General features: G+C 44.4%; 20 protein-coding genes and 1 pseudogene. 14 read left to right on the forward strand and 7 right to left on the reverse strand.

Annotation, left to right across the window (positions count from 1 at the left end):
* Both A3756_RS00875 and A3756_RS00880 read right to left on the reverse strand, forming a co-directional pair.
* Nucleotides 1-898: pseudogene (locus A3756_RS00875) on the reverse strand (phosphate ABC transporter permease); the annotation flags it as partial.
* Nucleotides 899-1,054: 156 nt separating this feature from the next.
* Nucleotides 1,055-2,023: a PstS family phosphate ABC transporter substrate-binding protein gene (locus A3756_RS00880; RefSeq protein ID WP_068514415.1), complete on the reverse strand. Its 969-nt coding sequence runs from the start codon at nt 2,021-2,023 to the stop codon at nt 1,055-1,057.
* Nucleotides 2,024-2,383: 360 nt separating this feature from the next.
* Here A3756_RS00880 and A3756_RS00885 point away from each other — a divergent pair, with 360 nt between their 5' ends.
* Nucleotides 2,384-2,782 (forward strand): acyl-CoA thioesterase, encoded by a 399-nt coding sequence (locus tag A3756_RS00885; protein WP_068514412.1) that lies wholly within the window; start codon nt 2,384-2,386, stop codon nt 2,780-2,782.
* A gap of 12 nt (nt 2,783-2,794) precedes the next feature.
* On the opposite strand, the gene A3756_RS00890 is transcribed toward A3756_RS00885, so the two are convergent.
* A complete protein-coding gene (locus tag A3756_RS00890) occupies nt 2,795-5,035 on the reverse strand; it encodes an ATP-dependent helicase (protein WP_068514409.1) in 2,241 nt (746 codons plus the stop codon).
* 168 nt (nt 5,036-5,203) lie between these two features.
* On the opposite strand from A3756_RS00890, the gene A3756_RS00895 reads away from it, so the two are divergent.
* The 5 genes from A3756_RS00895 to A3756_RS00915 are packed head-to-tail and all read left to right on the forward strand — an operon-like array spanning nt 5,204 to nt 9,014.
* Nucleotides 5,204-5,908 carry an ankyrin repeat domain-containing protein gene (locus tag A3756_RS00895; protein ID WP_068515975.1) on the forward strand — a complete coding sequence of 235 codons (705 nt, stop codon included), beginning with the start codon at nt 5,204-5,206 and terminating at the stop codon, nt 5,906-5,908.
* A gap of 10 nt (nt 5,909-5,918) precedes the next feature.
* Nucleotides 5,919-6,746: a DUF2914 domain-containing protein gene (locus A3756_RS00900; RefSeq protein WP_068509595.1), complete on the forward strand. Its 828-nt coding sequence runs from the start codon at nt 5,919-5,921 to the stop codon at nt 6,744-6,746.
* Entirely contained in the window at nt 6,746-7,519 is a 774-nt protein-coding gene (locus A3756_RS00905; RefSeq protein ID WP_082865018.1) for an ElyC/SanA/YdcF family protein, read from the forward strand. Before A3756_RS00900 ends, A3756_RS00905 begins: the two co-directional genes overlap by 1 nt.
* Nucleotides 7,520-7,537: 18 nt before the next feature.
* Nucleotides 7,538-8,560, forward strand: a complete 1,023-nt coding sequence (hemH, locus tag A3756_RS00910) for a ferrochelatase (RefSeq protein ID WP_068515972.1) — start codon at nt 7,538-7,540, stop codon at nt 8,558-8,560.
* A gap of 40 nt (nt 8,561-8,600) precedes the next feature.
* A complete protein-coding gene (locus A3756_RS00915) occupies nt 8,601-9,014 on the forward strand; it encodes a copper chaperone PCu(A)C (protein WP_068515970.1) in 414 nt (137 codons plus the stop codon).
* 9 nt (nt 9,015-9,023) lie between these two features.
* Here the strand turns inward: A3756_RS00915 and A3756_RS00920 are convergent, their stop codons facing one another.
* The 3 genes from A3756_RS00920 to A3756_RS00930 form a co-directional block, all read right to left on the reverse strand.
* Nucleotides 9,024-11,063: a TRAP transporter large permease subunit gene (locus tag A3756_RS00920; protein WP_068515966.1), complete on the reverse strand. Its 2,040-nt coding sequence runs from the start codon at nt 11,061-11,063 to the stop codon at nt 9,024-9,026.
* Between the two features lie 85 nt (nt 11,064-11,148).
* A complete protein-coding gene (locus A3756_RS00925) occupies nt 11,149-12,174 on the reverse strand; it encodes a putative solute-binding protein (protein WP_068515961.1) in 1,026 nt (341 codons plus the stop codon).
* A gap of 191 nt (nt 12,175-12,365) precedes the next feature.
* Nucleotides 12,366-12,806 (reverse strand): methylglyoxal synthase, encoded by a 441-nt coding sequence (locus tag A3756_RS00930; RefSeq protein ID WP_068515959.1) that lies wholly within the window; start codon nt 12,804-12,806, stop codon nt 12,366-12,368.
* A gap of 502 nt (nt 12,807-13,308) precedes the next feature.
* Here A3756_RS00930 and A3756_RS00935 point away from each other — a divergent pair.
* The 8 genes from A3756_RS00935 to pdxH all read left to right on the forward strand — a co-directional run bounded on the left by A3756_RS00935 (nt 13,309) and on the right by pdxH (nt 19,325).
* Nucleotides 13,309-13,626: a cytochrome c gene (locus A3756_RS00935; RefSeq protein ID WP_197470243.1), complete on the forward strand. Its 318-nt coding sequence runs from the start codon at nt 13,309-13,311 to the stop codon at nt 13,624-13,626.
* Nucleotides 13,627-13,876: 250 nt separating this feature from the next.
* Nucleotides 13,877-15,340 carry a tRNA uracil 4-sulfurtransferase ThiI gene (gene thiI / locus A3756_RS00940; protein ID WP_068515956.1) on the forward strand — a complete coding sequence of 488 codons (1,464 nt, stop codon included), beginning with the start codon at nt 13,877-13,879 and terminating at the stop codon, nt 15,338-15,340.
* A 28-nt stretch (nt 15,341-15,368) separates the two neighbouring features.
* A complete protein-coding gene (locus A3756_RS00945; RefSeq protein ID WP_068515953.1) occupies nt 15,369-15,968 on the forward strand; it encodes a TetR/AcrR family transcriptional regulator in 600 nt (199 codons plus the stop codon).
* Nucleotides 15,969-16,178: 210 nt separating this feature from the next.
* Nucleotides 16,179-16,436 (forward strand): DUF2282 domain-containing protein, encoded by a 258-nt coding sequence (locus A3756_RS00950; protein ID WP_068515949.1) that lies wholly within the window; start codon nt 16,179-16,181, stop codon nt 16,434-16,436.
* Nucleotides 16,437-16,469: 33 nt separating this feature from the next.
* Nucleotides 16,470-17,378, forward strand: coding sequence for a DUF692 domain-containing protein (locus A3756_RS00955; protein WP_231872236.1), 909 nt, complete (start codon nt 16,470-16,472; stop codon nt 17,376-17,378).
* On the forward strand, nt 17,378-18,175 hold the full coding sequence (locus tag A3756_RS00960; RefSeq protein ID WP_068552662.1) for a DUF2063 domain-containing protein: 798 nt from the start codon (nt 17,378-17,380) through the stop codon (nt 18,173-18,175). Before A3756_RS00955 ends, A3756_RS00960 begins: the two co-directional genes overlap by 1 nt.
* A gap of 31 nt (nt 18,176-18,206) precedes the next feature.
* A complete protein-coding gene (locus A3756_RS26970) occupies nt 18,207-18,428 on the forward strand; it encodes a hypothetical protein (protein WP_068552664.1) in 222 nt (73 codons plus the stop codon).
* A gap of 258 nt (nt 18,429-18,686) precedes the next feature.
* Nucleotides 18,687-19,325, forward strand: a complete 639-nt coding sequence (gene pdxH, locus A3756_RS00970) for a pyridoxamine 5'-phosphate oxidase (RefSeq protein ID WP_068515941.1) — start codon at nt 18,687-18,689, stop codon at nt 19,323-19,325.
* A gap of 80 nt (nt 19,326-19,405) precedes the next feature.
* Here pdxH and A3756_RS00975 read toward each other — a convergent pair whose 3' ends face one another.
* A complete protein-coding gene (locus A3756_RS00975) occupies nt 19,406-20,374 on the reverse strand; it encodes a hypothetical protein (protein ID WP_068552667.1) in 969 nt (322 codons plus the stop codon).
* Between the last annotated feature and the right edge of the window lie 71 nt (nt 20,375-20,445).

The raw sequence follows: 20,445 nt of genomic DNA on the forward strand, positions 1-20,445 counted from the left end.
CGCCAAGTAAAAGTTCCATGCCGATAATGTCTCTGTTCTCGGGCAAATGAACGGTGCCGTTAATGGTCGCCTGTTCGTTATCGGCCAGGTCGAAGATGTTGATGTCTTTTTCCGATGCTACAAAAACCCAGCGCATACCGGGTTCAGCGATGACGAACTTTGGTTCACTATTCAATGTCGGCATGCTAACAGGCTCTGCTTCAAGCATTACCTCACCGGTCATGAAGTTTTCTTCTTTTGAGAAGCGAGTTGAGAACAGTTCACTTTGATCATTCGCGCCAACGATCAAAATGGCGTCTTCAGTTAATGATAATGAGACAAATGTAATTGGGTGCCCTGATTCGTCCATATCCATTGGCTCTTCGCCAAAGGGAAACTCGATATAAGGCGTAATAAGGCGCTTATCGTTTGGATAGGTGATCTTGTAGCTGTGCTTAACGATAATAATTTGGCCATTACTCAAACCTGCCAAAATAGTGCGACTGGCGGGCTCTGCAGCACTGACGCTTGTGACACTAACGCCTTCAGGGATGGGTAGGCGCTGATTACTGACAACGCTGCCGTCTTGCGTATTGAAGAAGATAATATTGCCCTGATCCGTCACACGAAGGGCTTTTTCAGCTTGCTCTTCCATGGCGTAGTATAGCGTTGTGCCTGAGTCTGCTGCTGGAACTTGGTATTCACTGACGGCCTCAATTTCAGCCGACTCGAACAATGGCATAACTTCATAAAGCAGATAGAAGAAAATCAGCGTGATCGCCAAGATGACACTGCCTCCTCCCATGCCAATAGAGGTGCTTGCAACCTGGTCTTTGATCTTCCTAATCTTACGGTAGCGTACGAGTTTAGGGCTATCAAAGTCGAGCTTAGGTGGCTCAGATACAGCAGCTTTATTCATAGTCGTCATGTCCAGATTATCTTTGCGAATAAGATTTAGCGTGTAAAAAGTGCGCGTATTATAAAGTAAAAATCTCCTCATCATAGAATGGTGAGAAGATTTTTTATTATATTACAATTTGTAACCGTCATCCCTGACGGAAGTAGCCTGTGTTATTTACAGTAGGCCAAGTTCCTTCAAGCTCTTTTCAGCAACTTTTGAAGGTAGTGGAACGTAACCGTCTTTTACCACAACTTCCTGACCTTGCTGAGACAATACTGACTTAACAAACTCTGCTTCAAGTGGAGACAAGTCTTTGTTAGGCGCTTTATTGATGTAAACATATAGGAAGCGAGATAGTGGATATTTGCCTGTTACCGCGTTTGCTGAAGTCGCTTCAACAAATGGCTGGCTTGCTTTTTTGCTAAGTGGTAGTGCGCGAACAGATGCAGTCTTGTAACCGATACCTGAGTAACCGATACCGTTGATAGACTCAGATACGCCCTGAACAACTGATGCTGAACCTGGCTGCTCATTTACGTTGTTCTTGAAGTCACCTTTACATAGTGCTTTCTTTTTGAAGTAACCGTAAGTACCTGATACAGAGTTACGACCGAAAAGCTGAACAGTTTGGCCAGCCAAGTTACCCGTCACACCCAAGTCACCCCAAGTTTTTACTTCTTTGTCGAAGCCACACTTACGAGTAGATGAAAAAACCGCGTCGATCTGAGGAATAGTCAAACCTTTGATTGGGTTATCTTTGTTTACGAATACTGCTAATGCATCGATTGCAACTGGAACGGCTGTTGGCGCATAACCGTGACGCTTTTCGAATGCGCCGCGCTCTTTGTCTTTCATCATACGGCTCATTGGGCCAATGTTTGAGGTACCTTCAGTCAAAGCTGGAGGCGCAGTTGAAGAACCCGCTGCTTGAATCTGAATGTTTACATTTGGGTAGTTACGCTTAAAGTCTTCGGCCCAAAGTGTCATCAGGTTTGCCAAGGTATCAGAACCAACACTTGAAAGGTTGCCTGAAACGCCACTGGCTTTCTCGTATTTAGGAAGGTTTGGATCAACATCTGCGTGTGCAGTGCTCACAGCACCTAATGTACTGAGGGCTAAGATACTAACTATTTTCTTTATCATCTTGAGTGCTCCTAAGTGGCTTAATTGCCGAAAAATTTGTTTGCTTACTTTCTTGATGAGGCCACTATAAAGATGCAATGTTACAGTTATGTGACAGCTCCGTCTTGTTTGTCACATAAGTGTCATAAGAATGTAAAAAAACTGTTAGATCCCATATCTACGGGGCTTAGCGGGGAGTTGTTGTATTGCTTAGATAGCTAAATCTAAGAAAGTCGCTTCGGCATTGACCAATTTTTATGACAAAAAATGAAATATTCGGGGCCAGTTCAAGTTTTGGTCACATGTGTATGATTTTCACTGGCACTTTTCCGATCTTGGCTATACTGAAAGCAAGCCGCTTTATTAAAGGAAAGAGATCAAATGAATTCATCTGAATCGGGTTTGGGGCCTTCGGGTCGTCTGACTTTGCAAGTCATTGCGATGCCTCGTAATACCAATGTACATGGTGACATTTACGCTGGCTGGTTAATGGAACAGATGGATTTGGCCGCAGCGACCGCAGCGAGCCAGATATCTAAAGGCCGCTCAGCGACTGTTGCGATTGAAAGAGTAGAGTTTTTATCGCCAGTTTCTATCGGTGACCAAGTAAGTTGCTATACCGAGCTAATGGATACCGGGCGTAGTTCGATGAAAATTCGAGTAGAGGTTTTCGGAACCGATACACGAGGTAGTCAAACCCGTAAGATTACCGAAGCTGTTTTTATCTATGTGGCCATTGATGAAATGGGCGGTATCAGGGCGCTACCAAATAGCGATTAGGCGCTTGAAAGCCTAGTCCAATACAGTAAAGAAGCGATCTGCTGTTTCTTTACTGAATGTGCGTAGCTCTTTATCTTCGAATTCGACTGAAAAAGCATTTCCTGACTCTTCTTTTACCCAACCTAAGCCAAGTACTACATGCTTAACCGTATTTGCGAACCATATTGCACTGCTCGTTGAAGTATTTTCTGAAGCCATATCACTAGCGACCAAGGTGCACCGTAACTCTTCTGCATATTGCCTCGTAATACGACTTGGTTTGCCTAATGCGACTTCTATTTGCTTACTATCCAGAGCACTTCCCAACGCTGTGCTTTGCGGGATATTAAGCTCATGCTGGAAACGTGAAATTTGAGCTTTGCTGTTCGAAACATCTTCAGGAATAAGGAGGTGTAAGCATTCTTTGGCACGCGTCATTGCGACGTATAACAGACGCCTTTCACTTTCGAGCAAGGCTTTGCTTAGCATTTCATCTTTGTAGGTATAGGGCAGGGTTTTGTTGTTGAGACCGGGAATAATGACTTGTTTCCACTCGAGGCCTTTTGCGCGATGAATGGTCGATAGCTGGACCGTATCGGTTTTTTTAGTCTTATGGTTATGTTGCTCGGAGTCTTGTTGTAGCTTAATAAAAAGCTTGAGCGTATCTTCGAGGCTAAGCTTGTGTTGAGCTAGAAAGCGGGCAATTCCCTGAATTGAGGCGACTTTTTCCTCTGCATGATCGTGGCTCAGGCTAAGAGAACGAATCCCTTCATATAATTCAGTTTCATTAAAATAGCTTGCAAAGGTCGCGGCTAAGGGCTGCGGTTTGTTCTCTAGCGCATTCAGTGCTCTTGCCAGCCGTTCTAATTTTATAGCTTGTATACGCTTAATATCTTCAGGTATGGCTTCCTTGGTCAATTGTCCCCAATTGCTGTCATGCTGAGCAAGTGTATGACAAAAGGCCTTGATCTGTGTGTCGGGTAAACCCACATGTGGAAAATGAAACAGAAGGTCCAGTTTCAAAGCCCGTTGCTCAGTAGACATGGTTTTAAAGTGTCCACATGCCAACTCCAACAGTGCGCAAATACTTTGCGCTTCATTGGAGTGGAATACACCGGGGTAGCCATCCATATGGTAATTGATGCCGGCTTCTAACAACGCGAGCTCAATGCCCACCGTCTGACTCCAAACTCGCGTGAGAATTGCATACTGAGACAAATCCTGAGAAGGGGTGCCTGAGAGGATATCAATCACTGTCTTGGGGTCATCTTTAGACTTGTGTACTTCTACCCGGGTAGAGGGGTTTGACTCATGTGATTTGCAAAGCAGTGCTTGTCGCCCTGAGTTGTGGGAAATCAGGTGGTTCGCTAATAAAGAAACGCAATGCCCATAGCGGAATGAGTAGCTCAAATTGAGCTTCTGCGTCCCTGGAAACTGTTGGGAAAAGCCGTTAATGATGTATTCGGGTTTTGCGCCGCGGAACTCGTATATCGTCTGATCAGGGTCGCCAACGACGGTCACTTTGGCGCGGTCCCCTGCGATATAGCTTAACAGTGCGTGCTGAAGGTCGTTGGTGTCCTGGTATTCATCGACCAGCACAATATCCATCTTGTTGCTAACAAGCTTTTCTAAAGAGGGATTTTGCTGAATAGCGATCACGGTATCGTAAAGCATATCCGTGTAGCTGATTCTGGCGTTGTGTTTTCGCCAGCTTTCGAAGACATCAAACAATTGAGGAAGAAAGCCGAACTTATCGCTCAAATCAAGATCATAGAGGGTTTGTTGAGGTGACAGCAGGCCATTTTTAACGGATTCGATAAACTGGTGGCCTGCTTCAACGTAATCTTTCTTATTACGTTTGGCATCTTTAAGGGCTTCGGAATCAAGTATTTGATTTAGCATTCGCCAGATATGAAAGTCGATCTCCTTATCACTGAGGATTTGTTTATTAAATGGTCGCAGTTGCCCTTCTTGAATAAAACGTTGGTATAGCCGATAACCCATCGCATGAAAGGTTCGCACCTCGGGAAGGCGGCTATGGTGGTTACCGATCCGTCTTAGTTTGGCGGCAAAGTCGGTCTTTGCTGCTTTGTTGAACATTAGGATGAGAATTCGCCGTGCATCATGGCCCTGGCTCAATAGATATACTATCCGATGAGCTAGGGTCGTTGTTTTACCGCTGCCTGCGACAGCAGTGACCACATAATGAGCAAGGGGTGATTCTACAACCTTAATTTGCTCGGGGGTCAGGGTGATATCTTGGCTTGGATGCATGCAGTGAATACTTGTTAGCGGTGACTTATTTTGGTGGTAATTGATACAAATAAAGTGATTGCCAGGCAGTGCTTTACTGGGGCTTCAAATTACATGACAATGGCGCCTTGGTGTAGCGTAGAGTTAACTTAAGACTCTCTCTCAACTCAACAACTAAGAACTGACTATATGTACTATCGCTTAATGATACTATTCATTGCAGGGATGTTGATAGCATCGTGTAGTGTTATTTCCGGAAATGATGAGCAAACGGAAGCAATTCTAAGCCGTCTGGACCTCAGTCCTCAAAAGGTTCCTGCTAAAACGCCAATGATGCTTGCTGCCGAACGGGGTGATAGCAGTGCTTTAAAAAAGGCATTTTCTCAAGGTGGTAAATTGAATGCTATGGCACCCGAAGGAACGGCATTTTCCTTGGCTCTCAGTAATGGACATGCGTCGATAAGTCGTATCTTGTTGACGGCAGGGAGTCAGTGGCAGGAAGGGTTTTCATTGGGCGACTCTAGTGCGTTGATTGAAGCGGCAGATCAGGGCTTTGATCAGATCGTGAAAATGCTTATTGTAAGAGGTGTATCATTGGATCATCGAGATAAAGAGGGTTATACAGCTTTAGCAAAAGCAGCGATAAAGGGCCACCTAACGACGCTAAAAATACTCATTAATGCCGGTGCTCAAGTTGACGCATACCCTTTGGGGCGTTCGGTGCTTATGCATGTTGTAGAAGATAACAATATGTTGATTTCCCAGCAGCTAATAGCTGTTGGAGCGGACCTGAATTATCAGGATGATGACGGTGATACTGCTCTGAAAATTGCTCGACGAAAGGGCTTCTTTGATATTGATTTAATGCTTGTTCAGGCAGGCGCACGGCCATAGAGAAAAACAAATGAGCTCAAAAAGAAAGATAGCACTCGGACCTTTGCCCGAGCAGCGTGAAGACTATAGCCATTATGAAGAGAGTTTTGTTCGCTGGGACCGCATCGTAGGGTTTGGCTTGCTTGTGTTAGTCGTGCTGGTGTTGCTTATCAGTTTATCCACTGCCAACAAGGATGATGCACTTGATTTTGATGAGGCTGAGACACCACTAGATAGCAGTATCAAGGAGCCGAAGATAGCGGTCATAGAAAAAACAGACGATCCTGACTCTGTAAAGCAGGCTTCACCAAAGCCCGAAGTAACGGTGCCACCTTTGGGAGAGTTAAAGCCAGAGGAACTAGCGCAGCTTGTGAGTACACCCAAAGTTGTTGAAGAGCCTAAAGAAATTAAAGCCCCGGCACCTGAAGCTAAGCCTCTTGAGACAGACAGCGATGAAAGCGTTAACGCTCAGCCTGCAGTCAAAATTTCCGAGGCGAGCCCAGCTTCTGTCCTGATTATAAATAGCGCCATAAAAGAAGCTGTGCTGAGCCTAAGTATTAAGAATGATGTTCCAGGAGAACCCTTGCAGCATCGTGTCGTAATGCCTGAATCCGGGCTGATCAAAGTCATCCTGCATACTGAGATGCATGGCTTGCGAGGCGCTACACTCTATCATCACTGGTATCGTGAGGGGGTAAGGCAGGCAAAGGTGAGGATCCCGGTAAATGTTGCTAAACAGAAGTCCTACTCAAGTAAGTTTATTGATAAACATATGCTGGGTGCTTGGCAGGTGAAAGTGTTGGACGCTTCAGGTGAACTTTATATTCTTGCAGACTTTGAGGTTGTTAGCGCAAACTGATGGATATCTTGTTCGGCCTAAAAAAGCTGCTAGGTATGTCGTTAATGTCGGTACCGCTTATCTTGATCGGTTTACTGTTAGCAGGTTTTTTCTATCGAAAGCGTTATGTAAAGCTAGGCAGAATACTCAGTTTATTCAGTATTACTGCTTTATTTATTTTGAGCCTTTCACCGGTGACGGATGCTTTGATCAGGCCTCTTGAGTCACAGTATCCCGCCTACCAAGGCCAGCCCGTAGATTTTGTTTTAGTGTTAGGTGGCGGGCATTCAACAGCGAATGAGCGACCTTTAAGCAGTCTATTGAGCGGAACCTCATTAAGTCGGTTGACTGAAGGCTTGATGATTTACAGAGCAAATCCCGGGTCAAAGTTATTACTTTCTGGCTATCATGGGGATGATATTGAATCTCATGCTAAAGCGGCATCACGAGTGGCGATAGCCCTTGGAGTACCCGAGAGCGATATTTATTTGGCTGAAGAGGTAAAGGATACGGCAGAAGAGGCCAGGCATTGGGTTAAATTTATAAACGGTGCCAAATTTGCGTTAGTGACGTCAGCAATGCATATGCCCCGTTCTGTCTATTTGTTTAAGAAAGAAATCACTTTGCAGCAAGGCGAGACTAAGTCATTGCTTGCTTCGCCAACAAATTTCAGGTCATGTGAAGTGAATTGCTTAGGCTGGCGAAGCTGGATACCAAAGTCACGAAACCTGGCAAAAACCGATGCAGCGTGGCATGAGTACTTAGGCTATTTATGGGCGCGCTTAATAGCATAACGTTTGGAAAATTGATTTATGGGTTTAAAAGCGGGAAAAGTTTATCCTTCTAGCGAAGGGAAAGTTGGTGTATTAATCACTAACTTAGGTACGCCAGAGGCGCCAACAGCGAAGGCTTTGAGGCACTATTTGTCAGAATTTTTATCTGATCCCCGCGTTGTCGAAATTCCACGGCTAATTTGGATGTTTATCCTGCATGGTATCATTCTTAGAGTGCGGCCCAAGAAGTCGGCTCATGCCTATCAGACGGTATGGGCTGAGCGCGGTTCTCCGCTTAAATATCATACTGAAGATCAGCTTACAGCCTTGCGACAGGCTGTTAATTCAGGCGCAGAGAAGCCATCCATATTGTTCGATTATGCCATGCGGTATGGTGAGCCTTCTATTGCCAGCCGACTTGACCAACTGGCGTCACAACAATGCGATAAGCTTTTAGTGCTTCCTTTATATCCCCAGTATGCCAGTGCCACAGGTGGCTCAACATTTGATGCAGTCGCTAAAGATTATGTTTCCCGCCGCCAGATACCAAGCTTGCGTTTCGTGGCTAGCTACCATAATTACCCACCCTATATTGACGCGATTGTCGAGAGTATTCGTGAACATTGGAAACTGCACGGACAAGCCGAAAAGCTGCTTTTGTCTTATCATGGTTTGCCTAAATTTAGTCATGATAAAGGCGACCCTTACTATACCCAGTGTAATGAAACCAGTCAGTTGATTGCTGAGGCGCTTGAATTAAATGGTGATCAGTATATGACCGTTTTCCAATCACGCTTTGGCGCTGCAGAGTGGCTGCAGCCGTATACTGATGAAACGCTAAAATCCCTCGCGAAGCAGGGGACACGCTTTGTGCAGGTAATTTGTCCGGGTTTTTCTGCAGATTGTTTGGAAACTATCGAAGAAATTGGCGTAGAAAACAGGGACTATTTTCTTGAAGGTGGTGGCGAACGCTATGAATATATTCCGGCCTTAAATGCCAGTGAGGCGCATATCAAGGTGCTGGCAAGTTTAATAAATGAAAACGTGCAAGGTTGGTTGTAATGTGCAGGTCTTTGCAAGCGAGCTAAGGTAATAGGAGTTGATGATGAACTTTTTTAAAATTGCGGTGATGGCGGTATTATTGATTGCCGGTCATGCCCGTGCAGAAATAAGCGTTGAAGGTGAGTGGGTGCGCTTATTGCCGCCGATGGTTAAAACCACTGCAGCGTATATGACCCTAACCAGTTCCATCGACGATACGCTGGTTTCAGCTTCAAGCCCTCAGGCATCCATGGTTGAGTTACACCTTTCCTCAATGTCTAATGGGGTGATGTCTATGGATCATGTTGAAGAGATTGCGCTGTTGAAGGGACAGCCTTTAAAGCTTGCACCAGGTGGTTACCATCTGATGCTAATGGGCTTAAAGGCAAGCTTGAAGGAAGGTGATACTTTCCAGCTGCACTTACAGTTTGCCAAATCAGGTGAGCTAATTGTTAACGCTGAAGTTAAGCAATAAATAGCCTGTTTAGTAAAACATAAACGGCGTAAAGGCGACTAATAATAAGGTGGTCGACATCACCATTAGCGGTAACAAGATACGCTCATGGCGATAGTAAAAACTATCGCCTTCACTTAGTGCCAAATCAACCTCCTGACTACCAACCACTTGCCGTGTTAACAAATGGTTCAAAGAGACCGGTGGGCTCAGGTAACCCAACTCAAACGCTACCAGGCAGGTCATCCAAAAATGTATAGGGTTAATTCCATGCTCATAAGCTAGCGGTGCGACAAGCCCTGAGACCAAAATCAGAGCACCAAAAGGGTCCATCACCATGCCCACAAAAACCAGAAACAAGACTAAAACCAGCATGGTTAGATAAACTGACTCAAAGCCTTCGGGTATGGATAAACCACTACCGCTCCGTTCTAGAATGCCGCCAATCGTAAAAGAGCAAGCCATTAGCATCAGTAGCGCGCCAATTTGCACCGAAGAATTGCCAATAGCATTGTTAAACGCCGATACGATATTGGGGCTAACATTCAAGGTCTTATTTTGCTGCTCAAAGTCCCGGCTGAACTTACGTTCATAAATAATAAAGGCGAACATAATAACGGGGAGGATAATCGGGGCTGAAAATTCATCAAGATAGGCATTCAACAATACGGCGTAAATCAACATGCTGAGCGCAATAATGATGATATAAGGAAGCAGTGCTCGAAACTTTGTAATAGAAGGCTGAAATGCTTCGCTAAAAGGTGCGATGCTTAAAGGCCCACGTCGAGTCAGCATGGCAAACATAAAAAACACTGCAAGCGTTAGCATGAAAACCCGGCTTCCCCAATAAAACAAATCATCACTCAAGACTTCTTTGTTGAGAATGGCAATACCGATTACCAACAGGCAGGGCCTTAATACAACGCCTGAGCTTCCGGTCATTGCGGTGACCGCCAGTGCAAGCTGACGCCGAGTACCAACACGCCTCAACTCCTGATAAACCACAGCACCCATGGCAATAATGATAATACCTGAGGCCCCTGTATAAGCAGTTGGTACAGCCATTAATGCGATGGCGATGCAGGCCAGTATTTCAGGGGGAAAGTTCCAGGGTTTAAAGACATCAAAAAGCTTCGCGCCAAGCAAGGTCTCTTTAAGCAGCATTCCGACCCATATATAGAGAGCGATCGTCAGATGTAGATTAGTCAGTTGGAATATCTGAGTAAAGTACATGCTGATGCCAGGAGCATGCTCTTCGTTGACAAAAAAATGATACGCAGCTGCCAGAAGCATCCAGGTTTGAATGGGAACTGTAAGCACCATTCTAAAGGGAGAAGTGTTTTGTTTACTTAGGTGCCGGGTTTTAAAAAGCTTGATGAAACTCACTAGACTTAGCACGGCGCTACCGACAATAAGCGTAGCAAGGAGTTCGGGTGAACTAAGGCTTGCTCCAGCGTCTTCTGCGTCCTTATAAAATCGATAGCTGGAATAAAACAAGCTCAGTGCCGCGAGTGTTTGCGCAGCATAAGAAAAGTAGTGTTCATGCTTGTTTCGAATGCCTCTGAAGGCAATATGCTCATTGCGCCAGGTTGCGTAGGTGGCACATAGGAGTAGCAGGATGATCAGCATGGATTTTTGCTGGTTAATTGAAAATAAGCTGATTTGAGCGAAGGAAGCTTCGATGCTCGCGAAGGCTCTAACCCAAATGTCTGTTTGCGCCAGGTAGGTTTGTGCCGCTTGGTGTTTACTTTGGCAGACCTTAACTTGCTTTAGTAGAGAGCTACGTGCAGCATCGCGGTTAAACTCGTCAGCGAGCAGCTCAAAGTCCTGGTTCTCGGCATTGAATTCGCGCTCAAGTTCATCCAGTTGCAGCTCTATATCAGGCTTTGGGTTGCATTCAGGCTTAGGCTCTTCTCCACGTAGAATGAAGTAGTCATCCCACAGATAAATTCCTAGTTTGAGCATTTGTGCATTAATGTTTTCGCTGGTACCTGCTGTTACCGTGCCGAGTAAAAGTATCAGAACAGTCAGCGATAGACAGCGCTTGAGCCAGCGGCTTGCTACGTCCATAAGAATCGTTTTTGTTATTTTACGATTATGAAACTGGGGTGGCAGCTAATGCATTTCCGAACGGAGACCGTCACCCCAAATGAAATTATTCCTTATCTTTAGAAGTACACTCAGCCAAGTTGGGGTCGACTTTACAGCGAACTTTTCTGAACAAGGTTAACGCTTTTGCGTTGTATACATTTCTGTCCCGCAAGGCTAAACGGCTTTCACGAAATAGTTCATTCCACTCATCCTTAGCTTGATCTGAAATATTGATCCAATATTTCTCGGGGATAGTTTGCTCGCTCTGCTCAATTGATTTGATATCACTAAGGTATTTATTTGCCAGTAATGTGCGAGTCTTCTGGGCAAAGCCATCAGGAATCTTTTTCCAGCGAACGATTAGCTGCATAGTCACCTGGAGACTGGGCCAGTTAATGATGCCACCATTTGGTTCAAGGCCTTTATACATTTCCATAGGCTCATAAGCCAGACCAGGCGCACCCGTAATATCTACAGCATGGTTATTAAACTTCTGCAAAGCATTCATAATACTTGAGGACACGGGGGTTAAGCCGATCTTCTCAGCCAGGTAGCCTGTTTCAGGTGCATTGTCGAGCACTGTTACTTTCTTGCCAGCCAAATCTGAAGGTACGCTAATATCTCTGTCTTTTACGAATAGAAAAATGGCACCGATTGGCGATATGCCGATAACTTCGTATTCGCCCTTGCGCATAAGCTTTCCAGCTTTTGGGCTACTCAAGGTTTTAATGATCATACCTAAGTGTTTGTATGTGGGGATCGCGCCGACAGCATTGATAGAACCAGTAAAGTCATTATATTCTCGTGCGCGAATACCTGGCAGGTTCAACATATCACAAACACCGTTCTTGAACTCTTCAGAGGCAACACGGTCATCTGTATAAACTTTGAAAGAAAGGTCTACGCCCCAGCGTGTTGCATCGATTTTGAATTCCTTCATACGCTTGTGTACCGGGCCGTCATGACCCACGAAGTCAAATACACACATAGTAAGTGGAGATAGCTGGCTAGCGAAAGAGCTGTTAGAAATTGCTAAAAGGCTGAGTACTATCAAAGTCATCGGCAGACGGCGCTTGCTTGAGGAGATCATATTATTCACTGCTTTCTCTTATCTATCTGGAGTGTGTCAGGTAGAGCAGCCTAAGAAAATGATTAATAGTTCCCTTGGAACAAGGACCTGCAGGTTATACAGGGCCCTATATAATTTAGGCGTGCATCTTTAGAGATAAGAATCCTAACCGAAATAGGCCCTCTACGGAAAGGTAGGAAGTCTCAAAAGTATTATTTCGTGACTATTGGTCGATTTTGATAATCACTGAAATCGGGTGTTTCGCGCTGATAATTATTCATTAGTGGAGAATGGACGATAAAGTCAGCGGTGCTCTTGTTACACGCGACGGGAATATTCCAAAGCGTTGCCAGTCGGAGTAGCGCTTTAATATCCGGGTCATGAGACATGGGTTCGAGTGGATCCCAAAAAAAGATCAGCAAATCAATTTTGCCGTCAGCAATTAGTGCGCCTATTTGCTGGTCACCACCTAAAGGGCCGCTTTGAACACGGTTCACGCTTAGGCCTGTTTTTTCTTCGATGAGCTTACCGCTTGTTCCTGTCGTAGTGAACTGGCAGCTACTTAAAGCTTCGATATGCTGGTTTAGCCAAGCAACAAGGTCGCTTTTACGATTATCGTGAGCGATTAAAGCGATATTTTCAATTGGATTCATTCTGTGTCCCGAGTTGTCTCACTCATTATTATCATTCTTGGAAAGTGATAGAGAGGCCCTGGAAGCCAACGTAGGTTTTCAGGGCCGTCTTAAAATATAAGTCTAGCTAAGATTTTGCTTTGTATATAAATTACTTAAAAGCTATTGCAAATTTGTGACATTATTTGGCTGTATTGGCCCAGGATGGTGAATGCTTAGGCAAAAAAAAGCCCCGGAAAACCGAGGCATAACAAGTTACCACACTTGATTAAAACGAGCGATCAAGACTAATACTTGACGCTATAGGTTCAATATAACGTACTTGATAGCAATACCAGTTGACTCAGGTCAAGTAAGCCGGAAACCGGGTAGAGATAGCTTCGTGCTATGTAATAAGATGCTGTTGTGCCGCTGAAGTCTCATGACAAATATTGTCCCTTGAGCTAAGCTATGTGCATTACGCTGATAATACGATGGATTGTCGGATTAAGGTAAAACCTTGGTAAAAATAGAGAGAGAAATAATGATGAGAAAGCTAGTTACATCGGTTTTGGTAGCGGGTTCACTTGCAGTAAGTGGAAGTGTTGTAGCAGGTGATGCTGCTGCGGGTAAAGCTAAATCAGCAGTATGTGCAGCCTGTCATGGTGCTGCCGGTATTGCAGCTATTCCAACTTACCCTAATTTGGCAGGACAAAACGAAGCTTATTTGGTGAGCTCACTGAAAGCTTATAAAACCAAGCAGCGTAACGGTGGTATGGCGGCAATCATGCAGGGCCAGGCAGCTGCATTGAGTGACGCTGATATTGATAATTTAGCGGCTTACTACGCTTCTTTAAAATAGTCTTGTTTGTTCCTCAGGCCATTTAGTTAACTTGTAGGTAGCTGGGAAACCATACTCATCGGGTAGGGTAGTTCCTAAGGTGCCTACAAGTTCTTTCCCCTCCTTCATAGCTAGCATTTTTCTGCTTTATATTCATAGATTGTTCTCATCTACTCCTCTGTGTGCATTTTTGCTTAGTGATTGAACAAAATCAGGTTAGAATAAGTCTCGTTTTTAGAATGCCTTAAACCTGATTTGTTGTGAGATTTATATGAAATTTGTCGTCAAACTGTTTCCAGAAATTACCATTAAGAGCAAGCCAGTCAGGCAGCGCTTGGTAAAACAGCTTCGGCAAAATATCAGTGCTGTGTTAAAGAAAGAGTTTGAAGACGTCAAGGTTCAGGGTTTTTGGGATAAGATCGAAGTTAACCTGAATGACGATTCTCAAGAAAAAGCTGAGAACCTAGCGGCTACCCTTCAGCGTATTCCGGGTATTGCAAATATTCTTCGAGTGCAGCGCTATCAGATTGATAATATCGATGACAACTTTGACGAAATTGTAGAGCATACTCATCGTGCTCTGGGCGAGGAGCTTAAAGGCAAGCGCTTTGTTGTGCGTATTAAGCGTGCCGGTCAGCACTCTTTTACCTCCCATGAGTTAGAACGTTATGTAGGGGGCGGTTTACTGCGAGCAGGAGAGACTGCGGGTGTAGATCTACATAATCCTGAAGTGACGGTCATGCTGGAAGTCCGGGACTCGGATCTTTATATAATCGAACAACGCTATGAAGGCCTGGGCGGTTATCCGATAGGTGCACAGGACGACGTGTTGTCACTCATGTCTGGTGGTTTTGATTCGACAGTTGCCAGCTACTTAACCATGAAAAGAGGCTTGAAGACGCATTTCTGCTTTTTCAATCTGGGCGGAGCCGCGCATGAGATTGGTGTTAAACAGGTCGCTTTATATTTATGGGAGAAATACGGCGTTTCACATCGCGTGAAATTTGTTGCTGTGCCTTTTGAAGAGGTGGTTGCTGAGATACTAAAGAATGTACATCACTCGCAAATGGGCGTTATCCTCAAACGTATGATGTTGCGGGCAGCAGAAAAGGTTGCGGATCAGATGGGCATCGAGGCCCTGGTTATGGGGGATAGCGTTGCGCAGGTATCCAGTCAGACCTTGGCAAACATGAGTGTGATTAATAAAGTCACCGATACCTTGGTATTACGCCCGCTTATTACCATGGATAAACAAGATATTATCTCTTTGTCAGCAAAAATCGGTACAGAAGAATTTGCCAAGAATATGCCGGAATATTGTGGTGTGATCTCCGATCGCCCAACAACTCGTGCCAAGATGGAACGAATTCTGGAAGAAGAAGATAACTTTGACTTTGAAGTACTCGAGCGCGCAGTAGAACAGCGGGTGAGCACTAAAATCGATGAAGTGATGTCAAGAATCCAAACCATCGCTGAAGTTGATTTGGTGAATGTGCCTGAGGTTGATGATGTGATTATCGATATCCGCCACCCGGACGAAGTTGAAAAAAGTCCGCTTGTTTTGACGAATAATGAAATCAAGAACATTGCGTTTTATGAACTGATGTCCAAATTGGATCAACTTGAAGCTGATCAGCAGTATCTGCTTTACTGTGAAAAAGGTACGATGAGTCAGCTGCATGCCAGTCACTTAAAAGGCATGGGCTACGAAAAAATAGGGGTGTATGCTCCTTAATAAGCAATATGAATGAAGAGACAATATTATGAGCCTGAAACTGGGGCGGAGAGAACAAAAAAAAATAAATAACCGCAAGGCCATTCTAGAGGCTGGGCTTGAAGTGTTTTCGACGGTTGGTTATGAGCGAGCAACTATCAATGATATTGTCAGCGAAAGTGGCCTGTCTGTAGGTACTTTTTATAATCACTGCGGTGATAAAGACACGATCTTTTCTGAGCTGCTCACTGGCTTTTTAATGAAAGTGCGCACGACTTTGAGCCAGGCGCGTCAAAGTGCAACAACTTTGGAAGGCTTTATCAAAGGTGCTTTTCTCGCTTACAGTAAACTGATCTCTCAGTACCCCAAAATGCAGCTGATGATTTCAAAAAATGCCCCAGTGTTTAAGCAGGTGCTATCAGAAAAAGAAGAGCTTACCGAGATTATTGACGACTTGTCTCGTGATATGCAGCTTGCTGTTGAGGTGGGAATGGCGCCTAAGTTCCCTGTATCGATGATGACGTCTGCAATGATCGCTTCGAGCATTGACATTTTTTCTGTCAGTGATGATGAGTACTCAGCTAAAGAGAAGGCTGAGTTTCTAGGGAATTTATTTATAGGTGGAATTGAGCGAATGGCTTCAAAGTAATTGTCTGATATAAAAGATAAATTACCTCCATTTAATGTCTAATAACTAGAACAAAATTCCACTTCAACTAAAATAAATTTGCTAATTTCTGAACTTTTTAGATTGGCCTGGGTCTTTAACAATATCCCGATCACAAAATTCGGGAATTAATAATGAGCAACTACTTTAGTTAACCGTTACTTTTTAGATGAATTACACAGGGTTAAAACAATGAATAACGCAAAAATCTTAAGCAAATCAGCAATCGCAAGCATGGTCGCAATGGGTGTTATGGCTGCGTCAACTGACGCACTAGCAGGCAAGCCTGGTTTTGAAAAATGTCAGGGTATTGCTAAAGCCGGTATGAATGACTGTGGTACCTCAAAGCATAGTTGTGCTGGCCAAGCTGCTAAAGACGGTGACCCTGAGGAATGGGTATATGTTCCAGAAGGCACTTGTTCAAAAATTGTAAATGGTAAAGTGAAGTAAGTTACTTAGCACTTCTATCGGTGGCATTAACTGATGAATCATATCTTATCGCAGGGAATGCCAACCGATCATCCTGCTTCTCCTGAGCCACAAGCGCTTCAGGGTGCAGGTATAGGTTTACGTTCTGCACACTATCAAACGATTCTGAATTCACGCCCTGATATCCCCTGGTTTGAAGCACTAAGCGACAATTATATGAGCGACGGTGGTCAGCCTCTTGATTACCTGGAGCAGGTTCGGGATTTATACCCGGTTACCTTTCATGGTGTCGGCATGTCTTTAGGCTCAACTGATCCCTTAGATCAATCCTACCTCAAACGCTTAAAGTCACTTATAGAACGCTTTCAACCAACGCTGGTGTCTGATCACTTGTGTTGGGCTTCTTTTGATGGCGTACATGGTAATGAACTATTTCCCATGCCTTATACCATGGAGGCAATTAAGCATATCGTCTCACGAATTGACCAAGTTCAGAATTATCTGGGACGTCGTATATTGGTCGAAAATGTTTCGAGCTATTTAAGTTTTACAGTTGATGCGATGGCAGAAGTGCAGTTTTTGTCCGAGGTCGCCGAGCAGGCTGACTGCGATATTTTATGTGATGTGAATAATATCTATGTCAGCGCAATGAACCACAAATTTGATCCGCAAGAATACATTCGGGCTTTGCCTGTAAAACGCATAAAAGAAATGCACTTGGCGGGCTTCGAAGATCAGGGCACGCACTTGCTCGATACGCATGGCGCAAGAGTGCACGGACCGGTTTGGCAACTTTACCAAACAGCGTTGGAGCGATTTGGCCCTATTCCTACTTTGATTGAATGGGATACTGATATTCCGGATTTTTCCGTTCTGCAGGAAGAGCAGAGCAACGCAGCCCGCATGATGGCTCAGTGCTCAAAGTATTCCAGTCTTGCTTCTGCAGAGCAGGTATCCAGGTAATGAAGCTTGCGAACATTCATCAAGCCTTTATTTCAGGCATCTATAATCTAGAGACGGATATCAAGCCAGGGGCATTTATTCAAGCGGGTGAGAAGCTTGATCCTGAGCAGTGTTTAGCGATTTATCGCGGCAGTGTTTACGGCAACTTATGTTCTGCATTAGCAGATATTTATCCTGCCTTTTTGCAATGTGTTGGTGAGCAGTTTTTTCAGGCATTAGCACTGCGTTATGTTAAAGCACACCCTTCCGCGTCAGCGAGTCTGGACCACTATGGTGCCGAGTTTCCAGAATATGTTGGAGACTTTGAGGCACTTAAATCGCTCCCTTACGCTAAAGATTTGGCACAGCTTGAGTGGTATTGGCATTTGGCTTTTCACGCCAAAGATGAGCAGCCCCTTGACGCTATTCGCTTATCTGAAATTGATGAAGATCGATATGACAAGATAACTTTTTTGCTTCCAGCCAGTGCCCACTTACTTTCCTGCAACTATCCGATTAAAGAGATCCGTGATAAGTGCCTGGAAGATCGAGACAAAGCAGAAGGGAATGAAGATCAACCCTTGAATTTAGATTCCGGTTCGCGGCACTTGTTGGTATGGCGAGCGGCGCATTACCAGCTACGTGTCGATCAGCTATCCGACTTGGAATTCGAACTACTCTCTTCGATAAATAAAAAGAAAAACTTGGGAACTATTCTGCAAGAACTGCAGTCCAAGTATCCACTAGAAGAAATTAACCAAACACTTGCTTTGGCTGTTCAACGAGTTTGGTTTGTCGGCTTCACATTAGCCGAATAAATCGTTCCAAATTACCACATTAGGATTAAATATGAGTCAAGTCTCTACTGTTGCGTCGCTGTATTTAAATGCCACTCGCTGGGTGGATAAAAGCCAGATTATTATGATTATTGTCTTTCGTTTGTACTTGGCGAAAGTATTTTTTCTAGCTGGCTTATCGAAGGTAAAGAGTATGGATAGCACATTGATGCTGTTTGAATATGAATACGATGTGCCTTTGATTCCCTTTGATGTCGCCGCCTATTTGTCTTAAATATCGTTGCCGTTATCTCTTACCCGGATATTAGCCCAGGTGGTGTTAATGACCACTATTTCTGGGGCGCGATGCTCTTGGTTTTGGTGATGTATGGGCCTGGTAAAGCGTCACTTGATGCTTGGATCCAAAAGCGCTTTTTCGCGAATTTGGCATAGACACAAGATTTCTCTTCTCTCGCTTTTACTTAGCTTGTATTATCAAGATATTAGCCTCAATATTGGAGCTAAATCTGATTCAACAAGCTAGGAAGAGAGTATGGATATCGGTGACTATCGTCGCGAATATATGAGCCAGGGCCTGGACCGTGATGAATTACTTGATGACCCGTTCAAGCAGTTTGAACACTGGTTTCAACAGGCAAATGATGCAGACATACAAGATGCAAATGCCTTCAGTCTGGCGACAACAGATCTTGAAGTAGGCCCCTCCATTCGAACGGTATTACTGAAGTTATTTGATGAAAACGGCTTTGTTTTCTTCACTAACTACAACAGCCGAAAGTCTCAGCAGATTAAAGCCTACCCTCAAGTAGCGATGTTGTTCCCCTGGTTACCACTGAACCGTCAGGTGAAGGTGGAAGGACGTTGTGAAAAGATATCCAGTGCCGCTTCCTTGAAATATTTTGCAACCAGGCCGCGTGGCAGTCAGATTGGTGCTTGGTGTAGTGATCAGAGCGAAGTGATCGAGTCTCGTTCTTTTCTAGAACAAAAGTATCGTGAAGCGGCAGAGAAATTCAAATCCGGTTCGATTCCTTTACCTTCGTCATGGGGCGGCTATCGCATAGTGCCGGCTCGAATCGAATTTTGGCAAGGACGTGAAAATCGACTTCATGATCGTTTCCAATATACGCGTTTGCATGATGATAGTTGGTCGATCGAAAGGCTAGCGCCGTAGGCCGAGGGTGCTAACCCGCCAGCGAGCCGTGGAAGGGTCTGCCTACAGATAAGGCAGACCCTTTTTTAGAGATAGAATCTTTATTTTTGAGGTGCTTCAGGTGCTTTAATGGCTTCGGTAAAAGCATTCAATTTTTGTTGGGCTTCAGTTAACTGACGCTGAGCCTGATCAAGTTCCTCTTGGGCCGTTTGTAAGCTCTGGCTCTTTTCTTTGAGTTGGCTGTCTTTTTCATTCAGTGCTTGCTCGAGCTTCATTCTTTGAGTTTGTTGTTCACTCAGCGAATCTTCATGCTTGGCTAAGAGTTCTTGTTTTGTTGCGAGTTCGCCTTTTACGTTTTCAAGGTGATCTTCCTGATAATCAACCAGTGCCTCGATAATATCGATGGTTAAGTATTTATCTTCTAACTGGTTTTTGAGTTCACTGAGTTGTTGTGCAAGGTTATCAGCTGACTCCACTAGGGATGCTTTCTCCGAGGCGCTAGTTTCCTGGTCGCCTTTAAGTAGCTGTATTTCTCTTCGAAGTTGGTCGGTGCTTTGTTTTAGCTCCAACAGCATACCTTTGGTTTTATCCAGTTCAGTTTTTTTACTGGCTAAGGTAGTGGTTTGGGTAAGCACCTCATCCTGAGTCAAACTGAGAATATTTGCGAGTTTATCAATATTCTTTGAGGCGGAGGCTATTTGGTTGTAGTGAAGCTGCTTCTTGGCAAGTTGCTCGTAGGCAAAATAGCCGCCAATAATACAAGCGATAAGCATAATCGGCAGAATAATCATCGCGGGTTGGCGGCGAGACTCAGCTGCCTGCTGTGCCGTGTTAAATGCTTCTCTCTCATGTTGGAGAAGTGTATTGTCTTCTTTAAGTTTACGTTCGCGTTTTATTAGGTCTTGAGTTTTTAACTGGTTAGCGCGCTCTTTTTTGGCAACGCTATCTTGGTGCGCTTTAATGCGTTCTTCAGTTTTCTGCTGCTGGGTCGCTTGACGGTTTAGTGCATCTTCTTTTAGTTGAAGTGCACGAGATTTTTGTTCTAGTTGTAACTCTTCTGGCGACGCCATGTGATCAAAGGTCCTATTAAATAATACTGGAAACCTTTTAATAGTAGCTGATAAATAGCGTTTTGCTTACT

The sequence above is a fragment of the Oleiphilus sp. HI0086 genome, assembly GCF_001635225.1.